Genomic DNA, 14,428 nt, shown 5'->3' with positions numbered 1-14,428 from the left:
TGCGTGGTCGAAATGCTGGCGTGCCCCAGCGCGTCCTGCACGTAGCGCAGCGGCATCCCGCCGGCCAGCTGGTGCGTCGCGAAGGTGTGGCGCAGCGTATGCGGCGTGATCGCCTTGTCCAGCCCGGCCTCCTTCGCGTACGTCTTCAGGATCAGCCAGAACCCCTGCCGGGTCAGCCGCTCGCCCCGCCGGTTCACAAAGAGCGCCGTCTCGCGGCGGTTGCGCACCAGCTTCGGCCGCACGTGGAAGATGTACTGCCGCAGCTCGTCCACGGTCTCATTCGGGATCGTCAGCACCCGCTCCTTATCTCCCTTGCCGACGCACCGCACCGTGACCGGCAGCTTCTCCAGCTCGACGTCGTGCACATCGAGCGATACCAGCTCCGTCACCCGGAGCCCCGTGTGGTACAGCAGCTCCAGCATCGCCCGGTCGCGGCGGGCCTCGAGCGTGTTCTTCCGCGCCGGCTGCTCCAGCAGCTCATCGACCTCCTGCACCGTCAGCGCCCGGGGCAGCTGCTTGCCCACCTGCGGCGACTTGAGCTGCTCCGTCGGGTCGGACTCGATGATGCCCTCCCCGGCGAGGAAGCTGTAGAACGATTTCAGCGAGGCCACCTTCCGCGCGACCGTCGCGCTCTTGTACTTCTTCTCGTCCCGCAGGTACTCAACGAATGCCGTCAGCTGCGCCTGCGTGGCCTCCTCCAGCGCCCCGCCGCCCTTTCGGGCATACCACCCTTCAAACTGCGCCAGATCGTTCCGGTAGGCAGCCAGCGTATTCGGCGATGCGTTCTTTTCCACCGCGAGAAAGTTCAAAAACTGGTCAATGCGCTCGTTCGTCACGTCGCGTTACCTCAATCCGGGGGCGGTCGTGGGCTCCAGGGGCGGCGCCATGATAGGTGCCCCCTCCCGGGCCTGTCCATGCAAAACGAGCCCACCGATCGTGAAAATTCCGGACTGGCGCTCAACCGTCGCTATCACGCTCCGTCATCTCCTGCCCGGCCCGATTTCCGCTCGCCTGCACCTCTCGAGCCTACCCCGCGGCGGCCCCGAGCGCATCCCCCGCACGCCTACCGGCTGGTAAGCTTGTCCTGCACCAACCTCGCGGAGGTCCCATGGTTTCGCTCGAACTGAACGACGAAGAGAAGATGATTCAGCAGGTCGCGCGCGAATTCGCCCGCAAAGAGATTCGCCCCGTCGCGGCCTACTACGACGAGCGTGAAGAAGTCCCGTACGACCTCATCAAGAAGGCCGCCGCCATCGGCTTCGGCATTTCGAAGCAGGGCTCCCTCCTCGATGGCGCCGCCTCTTCCCTCGTCCCCTCCATCATCGCCGAAGAGCTCTCCTGGGGCTGCGCCGGCATCGCCCTCGCCATCAACAGCTCCGGGCTGGCCGCGGCGGCCATCGCCGCCACCGGAACGCCCGAGCAGCGCGAGAAGTGGCTCGCGGCCATCGCCTCGGATGAGCACGAAGTCCGCCTTGGGGCGATGTGCCTCACCGAGCCCGATGCCGGCTCCGATGTCGCCAACATCCAGACGACCGCAACCCGCGATGGCGACGAATACGTCCTGAACGGCGAAAAGCAGTTCATCACCAACGGCGGCATCGCCGATGTCCACGTCGTCTTCGCCACGGAAGACCGTTCCAAAGGCTGGGGCGGCATCTCGGCCTTCATCGTTCCGAAGGGCACCCCCGGCCTTCAGGAGGGCACCGTCTGGAAGAAGATGGGCATCCGCGCCTCCCACACCGCCAACGTCGTGTTCAACGATTGCCGCATCCCCGCCGAGTACAAGCTCGGTGCGCCCTCGCGGCCCGGCGGCTCCGCCGGGCCCGGCGCCGTTGGCGCCCTCATGACCCTCGAACGAACCCGCCCCGTGGTCGGCGCCTATGCTGTCGGCATCGCCCGTGCCGCCTACGAATACGCGCTCGATTACGCGAAAACTCGCGTCCAGTTCGGCCGCCCGATCATCAAGAACCAGGGCATCTCGTTCATGCTCGCCGATATGGCCATGGCCGTGGATTCCGCCCGCCTCATGGTCTGGCGCGCCGCCTGGATGGCGGGGGCGAACGTCCCGTACCTCCAGGCCGAAGGCTCCATGGCAAAGTGCTTCGCCTCGGACGTTGCCATGAAGGTCACGGTCGATGCCGTCCAGGTCCTCGGAGGCCAGGGTTACATGCGCGACCACCCGGTCGAAAAGTGGGTCCGCGACGCCAAGATCTTCCAGATCTTCGAGGGCACCAATCAGATCCAGCGGCTGGTCATCGGCCGCGCCCTCGAGGCCCTGCCGCCCCGGGGCTGATTCCCGGGCGTCCTCCCGAATGCACGCGGGCCCGCCCTGCAGGGCGGGCCCGCGAACGCTCACGGCCGGGCGGCCATCAACTCTGCGGCGCCTCGCACGCTCCCGGCTGCTCATCCGCCGAGTAGGCAAGCGGCCGCTCACCTTCTGCGCCCGGCGCAATCTCCAGGACCTGTGCCGCCTGCGGCGCTATCGCCGGCGACGCCACGTCCACTACCAGCGTCTCCGGGGCTTCAGCCCGCTGCCCATCGACGAACACGGCGATCACCGGGAGCGCCGCGAACGGCAGCGGAAGCGCCAGCGCAAGCATCAGGGCACGTCGCATCAGCGACCTCCTCCACTGAGTGGCATGAAGTCTACCACACCTGGCAAGCCCCCTGCGGCGTCGCGTTGCCCACGCCGTGCCCATAATGTCGTTGTGAGGCGCAGCCGGTGAGTCCGTCCGACCCCATCGCCGTCATCGACGTCGGTTCCAACTCCGTCCGCCTCCTTGTTGCCCGCCCCCTGGGCGAAACCGCCTTCGAAGTCATCGACGAAGCCCGCTACCACGCACGCCTCGGCGAAGGCCAGGCCGACGGCTTCCTCGTGCCCGCCGGCATCGAGCGCGGACTCCGCGCCCTCGTGATCATGAGCCAGCTCGCCCGGTCCCATGCGCCCTCGCGCATCATCGCCGTCGGCACCGAGGCGCTCCGCCGCGCGCCCAACGCCGATGACTTCCTCCACCTCGCCTTCCAGCGCACCGGGCTGCGCGTCCGGGTTCTCTCCGGCTTCGAAGAGGCCCATGCCGGCTACCTCGGCGTGATCAACAGCACCACCCTCCGAGATGGCTACCTCCTCGACCTCGGCGGCGGCTCAGCGGAGCTGATGGAGATCCGCGACCGCGCCCTCGCCGCCGTGCAGTCCGTCCCGCTCGGCGCAATCTACGCCCGCGAGCGCTACCTCCCCTCGGACCCGCCGGCCCAGCGCGAAATCCGTGCCCTCCGTAAGGCGGTACGGCGTTCGTTCATCCCCGGTTCGGCTCCCCCGGTCCTGTTCGCGACCGGCGGCGCTGTCCGCAATCTCGCCCGCATCGTGCGCATCCGCCGCCGTTACCCGATCGGGCGGCTCCACGGCCTCGAGATCAGCCGCCGCGAGCTTCGCACCATCGCGCGCGAGCTGGCCGGCGTGCCGGCCGATGCCCGGCGCCGCATCCCCGGCGTGAGCGCGAGCCGCACCGACATCCTCCATGCCGCCGCCATCGTCATCGATGAAGCGATGGACCTCCTCGGCGCCGGTACGCTGACCGTTGCCGGCCAGGGTCTTCGCGAAGGCCTCGCCTGGCAGGCCATCCGTCCCCATGCCCCTGTGCTCCCGGATGTCCGCGGCGCAAGCATCGCCGGCCTGGCCCGCGCCAACGGGGTCGATATCCTCGCGACCGAACCCACCGTCGTCGCCGCCGCCGCCATCTTCGAGGCCACCGCCCCCCTTCACCGCCTCGCCCGGGCCGACCTCGACCTCCTCACCAACGCCGCGCGCCTCGCCGGCATCGGCATGCACATCGACTACTACAACCGCGACCGCCACGCCGAGTACCTCGTCCACAGCGGCGACCTTCACGGCTTCACCCACCGCGAGGTCATTCTCCTCGCCGCCCTCGTCCGCTGGGCCGATGCCGGCACTCCCGACCTCTCCCCGTACCGCACCATCGTCACGGCCGACGACGCGAAGCGAACTGCCGTGCTTGCAGCCATCCTCGGCATCGCCCGCGCCATTCGCCGCCGCAGCCCTTCGCCCATCACCGGCGTCGAAGCAGTCCTCCGCGAGGGCGCCCTCGTCCTCCAGCTGCACGCCAGCGGCCCCATCGATGCCGAGCTCTTCGAAATCGAGTCGCGCCGGCGCCGCCTCGAATCCTCCCTCCGCGTCCGCCTGCTGGTCGATGTCCGCCCCTAGTCCGCCTTCGCTGCTCCGAGCCGACGCAGCACCCCGGGGGGCACCAGCCATTCCAGCCAGCAGCTTCCCGGCTCGGGCTCCCCGGCCGAGCGCACCAGGGCCGCGCCGCCCTTCTTGAACGTCACCGCGGCCAGCCCCGGGTCGCCCGTCAGCAGGTACGAAAGCAGCTCGCCCATCCACGGCTCGTGCCCGACGAGCGCCGCAACCTCCGCATCGGCCTCCGCCACAGCCTCCAGCACCGACGCATACTCCGGGCTGGCCAACGCCGCGCACGTCCGCACCCGGCCCAGGCCAAACCGCTCCCGCAGGATCTCGGCGGTTTCCATCGCCCGGGTGAGCGGTGAGCTAAACACCACCTGCGGGGTCACCAGCCGGCCCAGGCCGCGCGCTGCCTCCTCCATCCGTGCGCGACCGGCCGGCGTCAGCCGCCGTCCGAAATCATCCACCCCCGGGCCGCGCTCCTCCGCGATGCCATGACGCACCAGCACAAGGTCCACGGCCGCACCTCCTGCCTCGGCTAGCTTCCCCCGGGTGAAACCTCCGCGCTCACCAGCGAGACCGCGGCGATCTTCCATTGCCCGAGGATCGGCCGCCAGGTGGTTTCAAGCGTCGCCGAGCCCATGCTCGAAACAAACGCCACCCGGTAGACCGCCTCGGCTTCGCCGCTGGAAACCTCGGTCACCTCGTACCGGTCGATGCTCGGCAGCTGCGCGGGCGAAAGCCCCTGCGCCCCGGAGGCGAGCTGCATCAGCTGCGTTAGCGCTTCCGGGGCAAGGTCGGCCATGACCTGCGCCAGGTTGCCCGTCATCACCGCCCGCGCCGTCCGCTCCACCGCCTCCCGCGGGCTGCCCCCCGGCGCCGTCATCAGGCCGTCACTTCCTTCACGTCATCGATCTGCCACTTGCCGCCGCTGTCGACCCACTTGCTCCACACCACCCGCGTGGCCGTGTCGCTGATGTAGGAGATCTCCACCTCGTTGTTGCCGAGGTCCTTGATTTCGAACCGCGTCGCGGTGATTGGATTGGCCGCCAGGGCCATCACCTTCGCCATCGCCGCCGGGGTGAAATCGCCCATCAGCCCGGCGATGTTGCCGCTCACCACATCCCGCGCGTGCCGCTCCTGCGTTTCCCTGAGGTCCGCCATCTCGTTGCTCCTTGCTATCGATTCCGGGAACGGCTTCCCCGCCCCGCCGCAGGATAGCCGCCCGCGAACAGCTCCCGCAACGCCGACCCCGCCCGGCCGCGTCCGCCTCAGGCGGCCTCGGACGCTTCGTCCTTTGCCTCCCGGGAAAGGATGACCACCCGCACCAGGCCGCCGCCCGCCGTGGCCGCGTCCAGCGCTTCCCCAAGGTCGCTGAACCAGCCGACCGGCCGCTCCGACCCCTTCTCCGCCAGCAGCCACCCCGGCGCCTGCCGGACGAGGTACACCACGCGGAACCGCTCCGTTTCACAACGCTCCATGCTTCAACGTTCGGCACCCGCCCCTTCGTCTGCGTAGGGTCCCTCCCCGATCTTCCGCGCGCCGCCCCCGGACCTGCCCTGCCGCTAGCCCCGCGCCCTCTAGACTGGTCCCATGCCCGATGACCCAATCAACCTCCCCGCTCCGCCAGCTACCCTCCCCGGGCTCGCCTGGGGCAAGGCCCCCGACGGCGCCGACGAGCGCCGCTTCCTCGAGGGCCCGGATGACCGCGGCTCCGAATTCCTGCGCACCCTCCGCATCGGCGCCGAGTTCATCCGCGGCTTCCGCAAGCTCCACTTCGTCGGGCCCTGCGTCACCATCTTCGGGTCGGCTCGCTTCGGTGAAGACCACCCCTACTACGACCTTGCTCGCCGCGTCGGCGCCGCGGTCGCCCGCGAAGGGTTCACCGTCATGACGGGCGGCGGACCCGGCCTCATGGAAGCCGCCAATCGCGGCGCGAAGGAGGCCGGCGGCCACTCCGTCGGCTGCAACATCGAGCTCCCGCACGAACAGAAACCCAACCCCTACCTCGATACCTTCGTCGAATTCCGCTACTTCTTCGTCCGCAAGGTGATGCTGGCGAAGTACTCGTACGCCTTCATCGCCATGCCCGGGGGTTTCGGCACCCTCGACGAACTGTTCGAAATCGCCACCCTCATCCAGACCCAGAAGATCCGCGACTACCCCTGCATCCTCGTCGGCGTCGATTTCTACGAGCCCCTCATGGACTTCATGCTCAACCGCCTCGTTGCCATGGGCACCATCGACCCCGAGGACCTCGACCGTCTCGTCCTCACCGACTCCCCGGAGGAGGCGGCTGCCCTCGTCCGCGAAGCCGGCCTGCGCAAGTTTGGGCTGCGCTACCGCAAGTCGCCTCCGCGTCGCCGCCGGTTCCTCTTCGAATAGCCAGCCACTCGCCCAGCACGAACGGGCCGGGGTCTTCCCCCGGCCCGCACATCCTGCCTGCGCGGCAGGCTAGCCGCGAACCGTGATCGCCGCGTTGGTAATGACCGGCGTGCCGCGCTCCTTCGTCTGCGCCGCGACCAGGATGGTGTCCCCCTCGCGCCAGAACGAGGTCACGATCGTTTCGCCCGGGAAGACCACGCCCGCGAACCGCGCCTGGTAGCGCGCGACCTTTGCGGTGTCGCCGCCCAGCGCGTGGTCCACCACCGCCTTACAGACCACCCCGAACGAGCACAGGCCATGCAGGATGGGCCGGTCGAAGCCGCCCATCTTCGCGAAATCCGGGTCAGCATGCAGGGGATTCTTGTCGCCCGAGAGGCGGTACAGCAGCGCTTGCTGCGGCAGCGTCTTCGATTCGACCGTTCCGTCCGGCGTGCGGTTCGGCGCCTCGTTGCCCGCTGGCGGCCCGCTCTCCCCGCCGAAGCCCCCCTCGCCGCGGAGGAACAGCGAGAACCGGTTCACGAACAGGGGGTCGCTTTCGCCCTTCAGCTTCGTCTCCGTCTCCACCACCACCAGCGCCGCCTTGCCCTTATCGTAAATCCCTGCGACCTTCCCGCTCGTCTCCACCTCCCCCTCGACCGGGATCGCCTTGCGGATCTCGAGGTCCTGTTCGCCGTGGAGGAGCAGCGCCGGGTTGAACTGCAGCCCCGGAACCTGGCCAACGCCGCCCAGCGAACCGAACGCGGGGATCACCCCGAAGCTCGGCAGCACCTTGAGGTTCCGTTCGTAGGTGTAGGTCAGCTCATTCGGGTCGGTCGGCGGGTCGCCCGCGCCAACCCCGAGGTGGTACAGGATCACCCGGTCGCGGTCCCAGCGGAAGCTCCCGCCCGAGATCGGCGCCCCCAGCGCCTTCGAAGGATCAATCGGCATAGCTCATACCTCGCTGTCTCAGGTCCGGCCGAACCCCGTTCGGCCACCCGCGAGCGTACACCGGAGCCGCCCTTCCTGTCCCTCCGCCGACCTGCCTACACTGGGGCCCCATGTCCATCCCGCTCCGCCCGTTCGGCCGCACCGGCCTCCATCTCCCCATCCTCGGCCTCGGCGCAATGGATACGCCCCACTCGCCTGAAGCCTTCGCAACCGTGACCGCCGCCCTCGAAGCAGGCATCCGCCTCATCGATACCGCCCGCGACTACGAGGGCTCCGAATACCTCCTCGGCCGCGTCAACCGCGAAATCGGCCTGCGCGATGCCATCATCGCCAGTAAGACCTTCCGCCGAACCGCCGGCAGCGCCCAGTACGAAATCGACCGCTCCCTCCAGGTCCTCGGCCTGCCGGTCATCGACCTCTACCAGCTCCACGACGTGTCCACGCCCGAGGTCTGGGCGCAGGTCATCGCCCCCGGCGGCGCGCTCGAGGGCCTGGAAGCCGCCCGCGAGCGCGGCGTCATCCGCCTCATCGGTATCTCCACTCACGACCTCGCTGTGGCCGAACTCGCCATCCGCTCCGGCCGCTTCAATGCCATCATGCTCGAGTACTCGGCCTTCTACCCGGACTCTCGCCGCCAGGTGGAGCTCGCCGCGGAGCACGGGGTCGCCGTCATCGTCATGCGCCCCCTTGGCGGGTCCGGGCGCACCAGCGCCATCCGCGGCCTGCTGGCCCGCGGCGAGGCCGGCCCCCTCACCCCGGAGGCGCTGCTGCGCTACGTCTTCAGTCATCCCGCGGTGAGCGTCGCCATCCCCGGCGCACGCTACCCCGACCGCGTCCGCCAGAACGCGGCTGCCGCCGGGAGCTTCACGCCCATGTCGCCCGCAGAAATGGCCGAACTCGAAGCTGCGGCTGCGCGCCTCTACGACTGACCCGCCCGCGGCGTCGAGCTGAACCCTTCCCGGTTGTGCGCACCGTCGCAGAACGGCTTGGTCGCAGAGTGCCCGCACCGGCACAGCGCCACCACGTCCTTCTTCTCGAACTGGTTGCCCTCAGCGTCGGTCACCACGAAGCTCCCGCGCACCACGTAGGGCCCGTTGTCACGCACCTGGATCGTGACGTCACTCATGCTGCATCCCCCGATGTCGCTGGATTGGCCATCGCAATCCTTGCCGATTCGCCGGTATCCCCGCAATCCCGGGGCCGTACAATGCCCTCCATGGCCTCCGTTGCGCTCTTCGACCCCTGCTACATGCAGGCGCTCCGGCCCGGTGACGCCTCCGATGCCCGCCGCGTCCTCGAAGCCCTCGGCGACAGCGTGACCCTCATCGATGGACGATGCTGCGGCCAGCCAGCCTTCAATAGCGGCTTCCGCGATGAAGCCCGCGCCGTCGGCCGCGGACTGCTCCGGGCCGGCCAGCCCCACGCAGCGGTCGTAGTCACGTCCGGCTCGTGCACCGCCATGGTGCGGCAGTACCTCCCGGGCCTCTGGCCGGCCCCGCGCGACGCCGCCGCCGCCCGCATCGCCGCCCGCTTCGTCGATTTCCCCACCTACGTCGCCCGCCACCCGTCGCTCCCTGCTCTCCCCCTCCGTCTCCCCGGGGTGGTCGCGCTCCACGTCTCCTGCCACGCCCGCCGCGAACTCTACGCCGCGCCCGCGGTCGAGGCGCTCCTTGCCCGGGTCGAAGGGCTTGAGGTGCGACGCCCGGCCGATGACGAGGCCTGCTGCGGCTTCGGTGGCACCTTTTCGGTCAAGATGCCCGAGGTCTCCGCTGCCATCATGACCGCAAAGCTCGAAGCCCTCGCCGCCACCGGTGCCCGTGTGGTCGTCTCCCCCGATTATTCGTGCCTTGCCCACCTCGAAGCTGGTGCCCGCGGGCTCGGCATCCAGCTCGAAGCGTGGACGCTGCCAGGGCTGCTCGCGAGGGCACTCGGATGACCGCCTTCCGCCGCCGCGCCGCCCGCGAAATCGCCGAAGCCCGCCCCGCGGAGACCCTCCAGCCCATCATGCGCAAGCTCGTCGATGACGCTCGGGCCATGCTCGCCCGCGGCCCCGCCGACGCCCGCGAGCGCGCCGCCCGGGCCCGCGCCGACGCGGTCGAGCGCATCGAACCCCTCCACCGGCAGCTTCGCGAGCAGTGCGCCCGTCGCGGGATCGGCTACCACCGCGCCGCCACCGCCGAAGAGGCCGTCGCCATCGTGCGCCAGCTGCTGGGCAATGCCCGCCGCGTCGCCAAGTCGAAGTCCATGGTCGCCGAGGAGATCGGTCTCACCCACGCGCTCCGCGCCGCCGGCATCGACGTCCTCGAGACCGACATCGGCGAGTACATCGTCGACCTCGAAGGCCGCGGGCCCTCCCATGTGACTGCGCCAGCGATCCACCTCAACCGCACGCGCATCCGTGAAATCCTCGCCCGCGCCGGCGCCGAACTCCCCGATGACGACCCGGCCCGCCTCTCCCGCCACATCCGCGATATCGTTGCTGATTTCTTCCGCACCGCCGATGCCGCCATCACCGGCGCCAACGCCGTCATCGCCGCAAGCGGTCGCATCGTCGCGGTCGAAAACGAGGGCAACGTCGCGCTCGGCATCTCCCACCCGGCGCTCCACATCGTCGTGACCGGCCTCGAAAAGGTCGTCGCCGATGAAGCTGCCGCGCTCGCGGTGCTCCAGGTGCTGGCGCCGAGCGCCACGGCTCAGCCGCTCACCGCCTTCACGCATGTCATCGGCGACCCCCTCCCCGGCCAGCAGCGCCACCTGGTTGTGGTCGATAACGGACGTTCCCGCATCCTCGCCGACCCCCGCTACCGCGACGCCCTCCGCTGCATCCGCTGCGGCGCCTGCATGAACGCCTGCCCGGTCTACCGTGCCGCCAGCGGCCTCGCCTACGGGTCCCCCTACATGGGGCCCATCGGCGCGGTCATCTCGCCGCTCCTCTGGCCGGGCTCCCGCCACGCCGACCTGCCCTTCGCCAGCACCCTCTGCGCCGCCTGCACCGAAGCCTGCCCCGTTGGAATTCCCCTCCATCGCATGCTGCTCGACCTCCGCGCCGATGCCGTCCGCACGCACCGTGCCGGCGACCGCAAAGAACGCGCTGCCTGGGCCGCCTGGGCCGCGCTCTTCTCCGCTCCCACAGGCGCCCGGGCCGCGTCGGCCCTCGCCCGCGTCGGCCTCCGCGCTGCCGGCCGCCTCGTCCGTCCCCCCGCCCCGGGCCGGGCCGACCCCCGCCTCCTGCCCGAGCCGGCTGCACCCCACGACCCTGCCCTGCTCGGCGCCGCTGCACCCGACCGCACCCCGCGGTCGGTCATCGCCCCCGAAGAAGTGCTTCCCCCCGACCTCGCCGGCCGTTTCCTCGCACGCGCCGAGGCCCTCGGCCTCCAGCCCGCCGCCGCAATCGACCCCATCCCCGGCGACCTCGAACTGGCCGCCACGGCGGCCGTCGCCTCCACCGGCTCCGTGCTCATCACCGGCCCGGCCGCCGACCGCCGTCGCCTGCTCAGCGCCGCTCGCGTCATCCTCCGCGTCGACCCGGCCACCATCGTTGAGCACCCGGCAGGCCTCCAACCGTACCTCGGCGATGGCGATGCCCTCATCCTCACCGGCCCCAGCCGCACCGCAGATATCGAGAAGGTCATTGTGAGAGGCATCCACGGCTCACAGGACTACCGCCTGGTGCTCGAACAGCCCGTGCGGTGATGTCCCGGGCGCCGATTTCTTCGCTTCTCCCTCAACAATCGGGAAAACCCTAACGCCGCAGCCTGCCGTCGCGAGGTACCATGCGCGCCGGGAGAACCCTGACCCGTGACCAACCCGTCAGAAGAACCGCCACCCGGGGATAAAGGGCGGAGCGCCGAGCCGCCCGACCTGGAAGCCCTGCCGCCTGGCATCTTCTTCGAGTCAAACCCTCTCCCCATCCTCGTCTTCGAGCGCGGCTCGCTCCGCATTCTCGAGGCCAATCAGGCCGCCTGCGAGCTTTACGGCTACACGCCCGGGGAATTCCGCACGCTTTCGCTCACCGATATCCGCCCGCCCGAAGATATCCCCGCCTTCCTCGAATTCGTCCGCACCGGGGCGTCTCAGGCCGGGCAGATGCTCTGGCGCCACCGCACCCGCGCCGGCCGCATCCTCCAGGTGCGCATCGTCGGCCAGGACATCGAATACGCCGGCCGCCCCGCGCGGGTCACCGTCATCCTTGAGCACACCCCGGCCGAGGAGGCTCTCGCACTCGCCCGCGAGGCCGAACAGCGCTTCCACTCCATCTTCGAGTACGCCGGCCACCCCATCGTTGTCGTCGATGTCGACCTCGGCCGCTTCGTTGAAGTCAATGAGGACGCCTGCCGCTTCTTCAAACTCCCCCGCGAGGCCCTCCTTCAGCTCGGCCCGGCAGACGTCAGCCCCGAGTATCAGCCGGGCGGCGAGCGTTCCGCCGACCTCGGTGACGCCTGCCTCCGCCGCGCCCTCACCGGCGAAGTGGTCGAGTTCGAATGGGTCCACCGCGACGCCGAGGGCGCCTCGATCCTCTGCGAGGTCCGCCTCGTCCGAATGCCCCCGTTCGAACGCCGCCTCATCCGCGGCACCATCATCGACATCCGCGCCCGGCGCGCCGCCGAGGCCGAGCTCATCCGGCGCGAACGTGAGTTTCGCACCCTCGCTGAAAACTCCCCCGACCTCATCGTCCGCCTCGATAGCGAGCTTCGCATCATCTACCTCAACCCCGCCGTCCTCCGCCTCGTCCCCATGCCCGCCGCCCGGCTGATAGGCCGGCGCCCGTCCGAAGTCTTCCCCGGCAACCCCGATGTCACCCGCTGGGAGCAGGACGTCGCTGCCGTCCGCGATGCTGGCCAGCCCGCCGTCCTCGAAGGTCCCTCCGGCTTCCTCGGACCGGGCGCCTACACGCAGACCCACATCATCCCTGAATTCAGCGAAACCGGTGACCTCGATTGCATCCTGAACATCACCCGCGACCTCACCGCAACCCACCGCGCCGCCGTCGAAAACGCTCGGCTCGCCAGCATCGTCGAATACAGCGGCGATGCCATCGTCGCCACCGACCTCGACGGCCGCATCACCGCCTGGAACCGCGCCGCCGAGCAGCTCTACGGCTACTCCGCCGCCGAGGCCCTCGGCCGCACCACCGAGTTCCTCTTCGCCCCGGAGGACCATGACCTCCGCACGGCCATCCGCGCCCGCGTCCTCTCCGGCGAGACCCTCTCCGGCATCGAACTCCGCCCCGTGCGCAAGGATGGCTCCCGCCCGCACACCCAGTCCACCTTCTTCCCCATCCGGGACAGCAACAGCACCGTCGTCGGCATTGGTGCCGTCGCCCGCGACATCACCGACCGCGTCCGCGCCGAAGCCGCCTTACGCGAATCCGAAGCCCGCTTCCGCAGCCTGGCCGATTCGGCGCCCATCATGATTTGGACCGCCGGCCCGGACCGCCAGGTCGACTACATGTCCCGTGCCTGCTTCGAGTTCACCGGCCGGGGCCCCGAAATCCTTGGCGACGCCTGGATCGATGTCATCCATCCCGACGACCGGCCCGCGGTCCTCGCAGACTTCGAGCAGACCTTCGAGAAGCCCGGACTTTCGACCATCCGGTATCGTCTGCTCCACCGATCAGGCGCGTACCGCTGGGTTCTGGAGCACTCGACGCCGCGCTTCGATGACAGCGGCAGATTCTGCGGCCGTGTCGGCGCCGTGCTGGACATCGACGAAACGGTGCTGGCCCGGCAGGCCCTCGAGCGCAGCGAAGCCCGCCTCCGCGAACTCCTCGATGGCGTCGCCGCCCCCGCCTGGGTGTCCGACGGCGAGACCATTTACTTCGCCAACGCCGAACTCAGCCGCATCCTCGGCGTCCCGCCCGCCGACGTGACCGGCCCCCGCGCCCTCGATACCTTCATCCACCCCGAAGACCTCCCCCGAAAGCGCGATTACCACGCCCGGCGCCGCGCCGGCGCCCGCGAACGCGAAACCTTCCAGCTTCGCCTCGTCCGGCCCGGCGGCGAAATCCGCCACCTCCGCGTCACCGCTGCGCCGATTACCTTCGATGGTCGCGACATGGCCCTCCTGTCAGCATTCGACGTCACCGACCTCGTTCGAGCCGAGGAAGAGCGTCGCCGCCTCGACCAGCAGATGCAGCAAACCCAAAAGCTGGAAAGCCTCGGCGTTCTCGCCGGGGGCATCGCCCACGACTTCAACAACCTCCTCGTGGCCATCCTCGGCAATGCCGGGCTCGCGCTCATGGAGCTCCCGCCTGAGTCCCCTGCACGTCAGACCGTCCAGGCCATCGAAACCGCAGCCCAGCGCGCCGCCGAGCTCACCAGGCAGATGCTCGCCTATTCCGGCCGCGGCAAATTCGTTGTCGAACCCCTCAACCTCTCCCGCCTCGTCGAAGAGATGGCCCACCTCCTCGAGGTTTCCGTCTCCAAGCGCGCCGTCCTCAAGTACCGCTTCGCCCCCGACCTCCCCCTCATCGAAGGCGACGCCACCCAGGTGCGCCAGGTCATCATGAACCTCATCACCAACGCCTCCGATGCCATCGGCGACCGCTCCGGCGTCATCTCCATCTCCACCGGCCTCATGCACGCCGACCGCGCCTACCTCCGCACCGCCTACATGGATGACGACCTTCCCGAGGGCGACTACGTCTACCTCGAAGTCGCCGATACCGGCGTCGGCATGGACGAAGCTACTGCCGCCCGCATCTTCGACCCCTTCTTCACCACCAAGTTCACCGGCCGCGGCCTCGGCCTCGCAGCCGTCCTCGGCATCGTTCGTAGCCATCGCGGCGCCATCAAGCTCTACACCGAACCCGGCCGCGGCACCACCTTCAAGATCCTCTTCCCGGTTGCCGGCCCGCCCCAGGCGCCTGAACCCGTCGCCTCACCTGCCACCGATGAACCCGTTCGGGCCGCTGCCACG

General features: G+C 69.6%; 15 protein-coding genes. 7 read left to right on the top strand and 8 right to left on the bottom strand.

Translation table 11 applies throughout. The features are described from left to right. Positions 1-836: tyrosine recombinase (locus tag VAE46_RS10230; protein WP_322796837.1), on the bottom strand; the 836-nt coding region annotated here is incomplete at its 3' end. A 272-nt stretch (positions 837-1,108) separates the two neighbouring features. Between VAE46_RS10230 and VAE46_RS10225 the strand changes: the two genes are divergently transcribed. Further along, the gene (locus VAE46_RS10225) at positions 1,109-2,293 is read left to right on the top strand and encodes an acyl-CoA dehydrogenase family protein (RefSeq protein ID WP_322796836.1); all 1,185 of its coding nucleotides are present in this window, start codon (positions 1,109-1,111) and stop codon (positions 2,291-2,293) included. Positions 2,294-2,369: 76 nt separating this feature from the next. On the opposite strand, the gene VAE46_RS10220 is transcribed toward VAE46_RS10225, so the two are convergent. Then, positions 2,370-2,615, bottom strand: coding sequence for a hypothetical protein (locus VAE46_RS10220; RefSeq protein WP_322796835.1), 246 nt, complete (start codon positions 2,613-2,615; stop codon positions 2,370-2,372). A gap of 107 nt (positions 2,616-2,722) precedes the next feature. Here VAE46_RS10220 and VAE46_RS10215 point away from each other — a divergent pair, with 107 nt between their 5' ends. After that, positions 2,723-4,219, top strand: coding sequence for a Ppx/GppA phosphatase family protein (locus tag VAE46_RS10215; RefSeq protein WP_322796834.1), 1,497 nt, complete (start codon positions 2,723-2,725; stop codon positions 4,217-4,219). Here VAE46_RS10215 and VAE46_RS10210 read toward each other — a convergent pair. The 4 genes from VAE46_RS10210 to VAE46_RS10195 all read right to left on the bottom strand — a co-directional run bounded on the left by VAE46_RS10210 (position 4,216) and on the right by VAE46_RS10195 (position 5,679). Continuing rightward, complete coding sequence (locus tag VAE46_RS10210) at positions 4,216-4,716, bottom strand: SixA phosphatase family protein (RefSeq protein ID WP_322796833.1); 501 nt, start codon at positions 4,714-4,716, stop codon at positions 4,216-4,218. The two genes, VAE46_RS10215 and VAE46_RS10210, sit on opposite strands and share 4 nt — an antisense overlap. A gap of 20 nt (positions 4,717-4,736) precedes the next feature. Beyond that, positions 4,737-5,084, bottom strand: a complete 348-nt coding sequence (locus VAE46_RS10205) for a hypothetical protein (protein WP_322796832.1) — start codon at positions 5,082-5,084, stop codon at positions 4,737-4,739. After that, positions 5,084-5,362, bottom strand: a complete 279-nt coding sequence (locus tag VAE46_RS10200; protein WP_322796831.1) for a hypothetical protein — start codon at positions 5,360-5,362, stop codon at positions 5,084-5,086. Before VAE46_RS10200 ends, VAE46_RS10205 begins: the two co-directional genes overlap by 1 nt. A gap of 107 nt (positions 5,363-5,469) precedes the next feature. Beyond that, positions 5,470-5,679, bottom strand: a complete 210-nt coding sequence (locus VAE46_RS10195) for a hypothetical protein (protein WP_322796830.1) — start codon at positions 5,677-5,679, stop codon at positions 5,470-5,472. Positions 5,680-5,791: 112 nt separating this feature from the next. Here VAE46_RS10195 and VAE46_RS10190 point away from each other — a divergent pair, with 112 nt between their 5' ends. Beyond that, the gene (locus VAE46_RS10190; RefSeq protein WP_322796829.1) at positions 5,792-6,583 is read left to right on the top strand and encodes a TIGR00730 family Rossman fold protein; all 792 of its coding nucleotides are present in this window, start codon (positions 5,792-5,794) and stop codon (positions 6,581-6,583) included. 69 nt (positions 6,584-6,652) lie between these two features. Here VAE46_RS10190 and VAE46_RS10185 read toward each other — a convergent pair whose 3' ends face one another. Continuing rightward, positions 6,653-7,510: a MaoC/PaaZ C-terminal domain-containing protein gene (locus tag VAE46_RS10185; protein WP_322796828.1), complete on the bottom strand. Its 858-nt coding sequence runs from the start codon at positions 7,508-7,510 to the stop codon at positions 6,653-6,655. Positions 7,511-7,620: 110 nt separating this feature from the next. On the opposite strand from VAE46_RS10185, the gene VAE46_RS10180 reads away from it, so the two are divergent. After that, positions 7,621-8,439: an aldo/keto reductase gene (locus tag VAE46_RS10180; RefSeq protein ID WP_322796827.1), complete on the top strand. Its 819-nt coding sequence runs from the start codon at positions 7,621-7,623 to the stop codon at positions 8,437-8,439. Here VAE46_RS10180 and VAE46_RS10175 read toward each other — a convergent pair. Further along, a complete protein-coding gene (locus VAE46_RS10175) occupies positions 8,430-8,636 on the bottom strand; it encodes a CDGSH iron-sulfur domain-containing protein (RefSeq protein ID WP_322796826.1) in 207 nt (68 codons plus the stop codon). The genes VAE46_RS10180 and VAE46_RS10175 overlap by 10 nt on opposite strands. 90 nt (positions 8,637-8,726) lie before the next feature. On the opposite strand from VAE46_RS10175, the gene VAE46_RS10170 reads away from it, so the two are divergent. The 3 genes from VAE46_RS10170 to VAE46_RS10160 form a co-directional block, all read left to right on the top strand. After that, positions 8,727-9,446: a (Fe-S)-binding protein gene (locus tag VAE46_RS10170; RefSeq protein ID WP_322796825.1), complete on the top strand. Its 720-nt coding sequence runs from the start codon at positions 8,727-8,729 to the stop codon at positions 9,444-9,446. Next, a complete protein-coding gene (locus VAE46_RS10165; protein WP_322796824.1) occupies positions 9,443-11,203 on the top strand; it encodes an LUD domain-containing protein in 1,761 nt (586 codons plus the stop codon). Before VAE46_RS10170 ends, VAE46_RS10165 begins: the two co-directional genes overlap by 4 nt. Before the next feature lie 105 nt (positions 11,204-11,308). Further along, positions 11,309-14,428: PAS domain S-box protein (locus tag VAE46_RS10160; RefSeq protein ID WP_322796823.1), on the top strand; the 3,120-nt coding region annotated here is incomplete at its 3' end.

The sequence above is a fragment of the Tepidiforma sp. genome, assembly GCF_034433535.1.
Taxonomy (GTDB): Bacteria; Chloroflexota; Dehalococcoidia; order Tepidiformales; family Tepidiformaceae; genus Tepidiforma.
This window is presented reverse-complemented; position numbering and strand designations above follow the sequence as displayed.

Bases quoted from the DNA above. Each gene is read 5' to 3' on its own strand.
- VAE46_RS10225 (WP_322796836.1), top strand. From the start codon at position 1,109: ATGGTTTCGCTCGAACTGAACGACGAAGAGAAGATGATTCAGCAGGTC.
- VAE46_RS10220 (WP_322796835.1), bottom strand. From the start codon at position 2,615: ATGCGACGTGCCCTGATGCTTGCGCTGGCGCTTCCGCTGCCGTTCGCG.
- VAE46_RS10205 (WP_322796832.1), bottom strand. From the start codon at position 5,084: ATGACGGCGCCGGGGGGCAGCCCGCGGGAGGCGGTGGAGCGGACGGCG.
- VAE46_RS10200 (WP_322796831.1), bottom strand. From the start codon at position 5,362: ATGGCGGACCTCAGGGAAACGCAGGAGCGGCACGCGCGGGATGTGGTG.
- VAE46_RS10195 (WP_322796830.1), bottom strand. From the start codon at position 5,679: ATGGAGCGTTGTGAAACGGAGCGGTTCCGCGTGGTGTACCTCGTCCGG.
- VAE46_RS10190 (WP_322796829.1), top strand. From the start codon at position 5,792: ATGCCCGATGACCCAATCAACCTCCCCGCTCCGCCAGCTACCCTCCCC.
- VAE46_RS10185 (WP_322796828.1), bottom strand. From the start codon at position 7,510: ATGCCGATTGATCCTTCGAAGGCGCTGGGGGCGCCGATCTCGGGCGGG.
- VAE46_RS10180 (WP_322796827.1), top strand. From the start codon at position 7,621: ATGTCCATCCCGCTCCGCCCGTTCGGCCGCACCGGCCTCCATCTCCCC.
- VAE46_RS10175 (WP_322796826.1), bottom strand. From the start codon at position 8,636: ATGAGTGACGTCACGATCCAGGTGCGTGACAACGGGCCCTACGTGGTG.
- VAE46_RS10170 (WP_322796825.1), top strand. From the start codon at position 8,727: ATGGCCTCCGTTGCGCTCTTCGACCCCTGCTACATGCAGGCGCTCCGG.
- VAE46_RS10165 (WP_322796824.1), top strand. From the start codon at position 9,443: ATGACCGCCTTCCGCCGCCGCGCCGCCCGCGAAATCGCCGAAGCCCGC.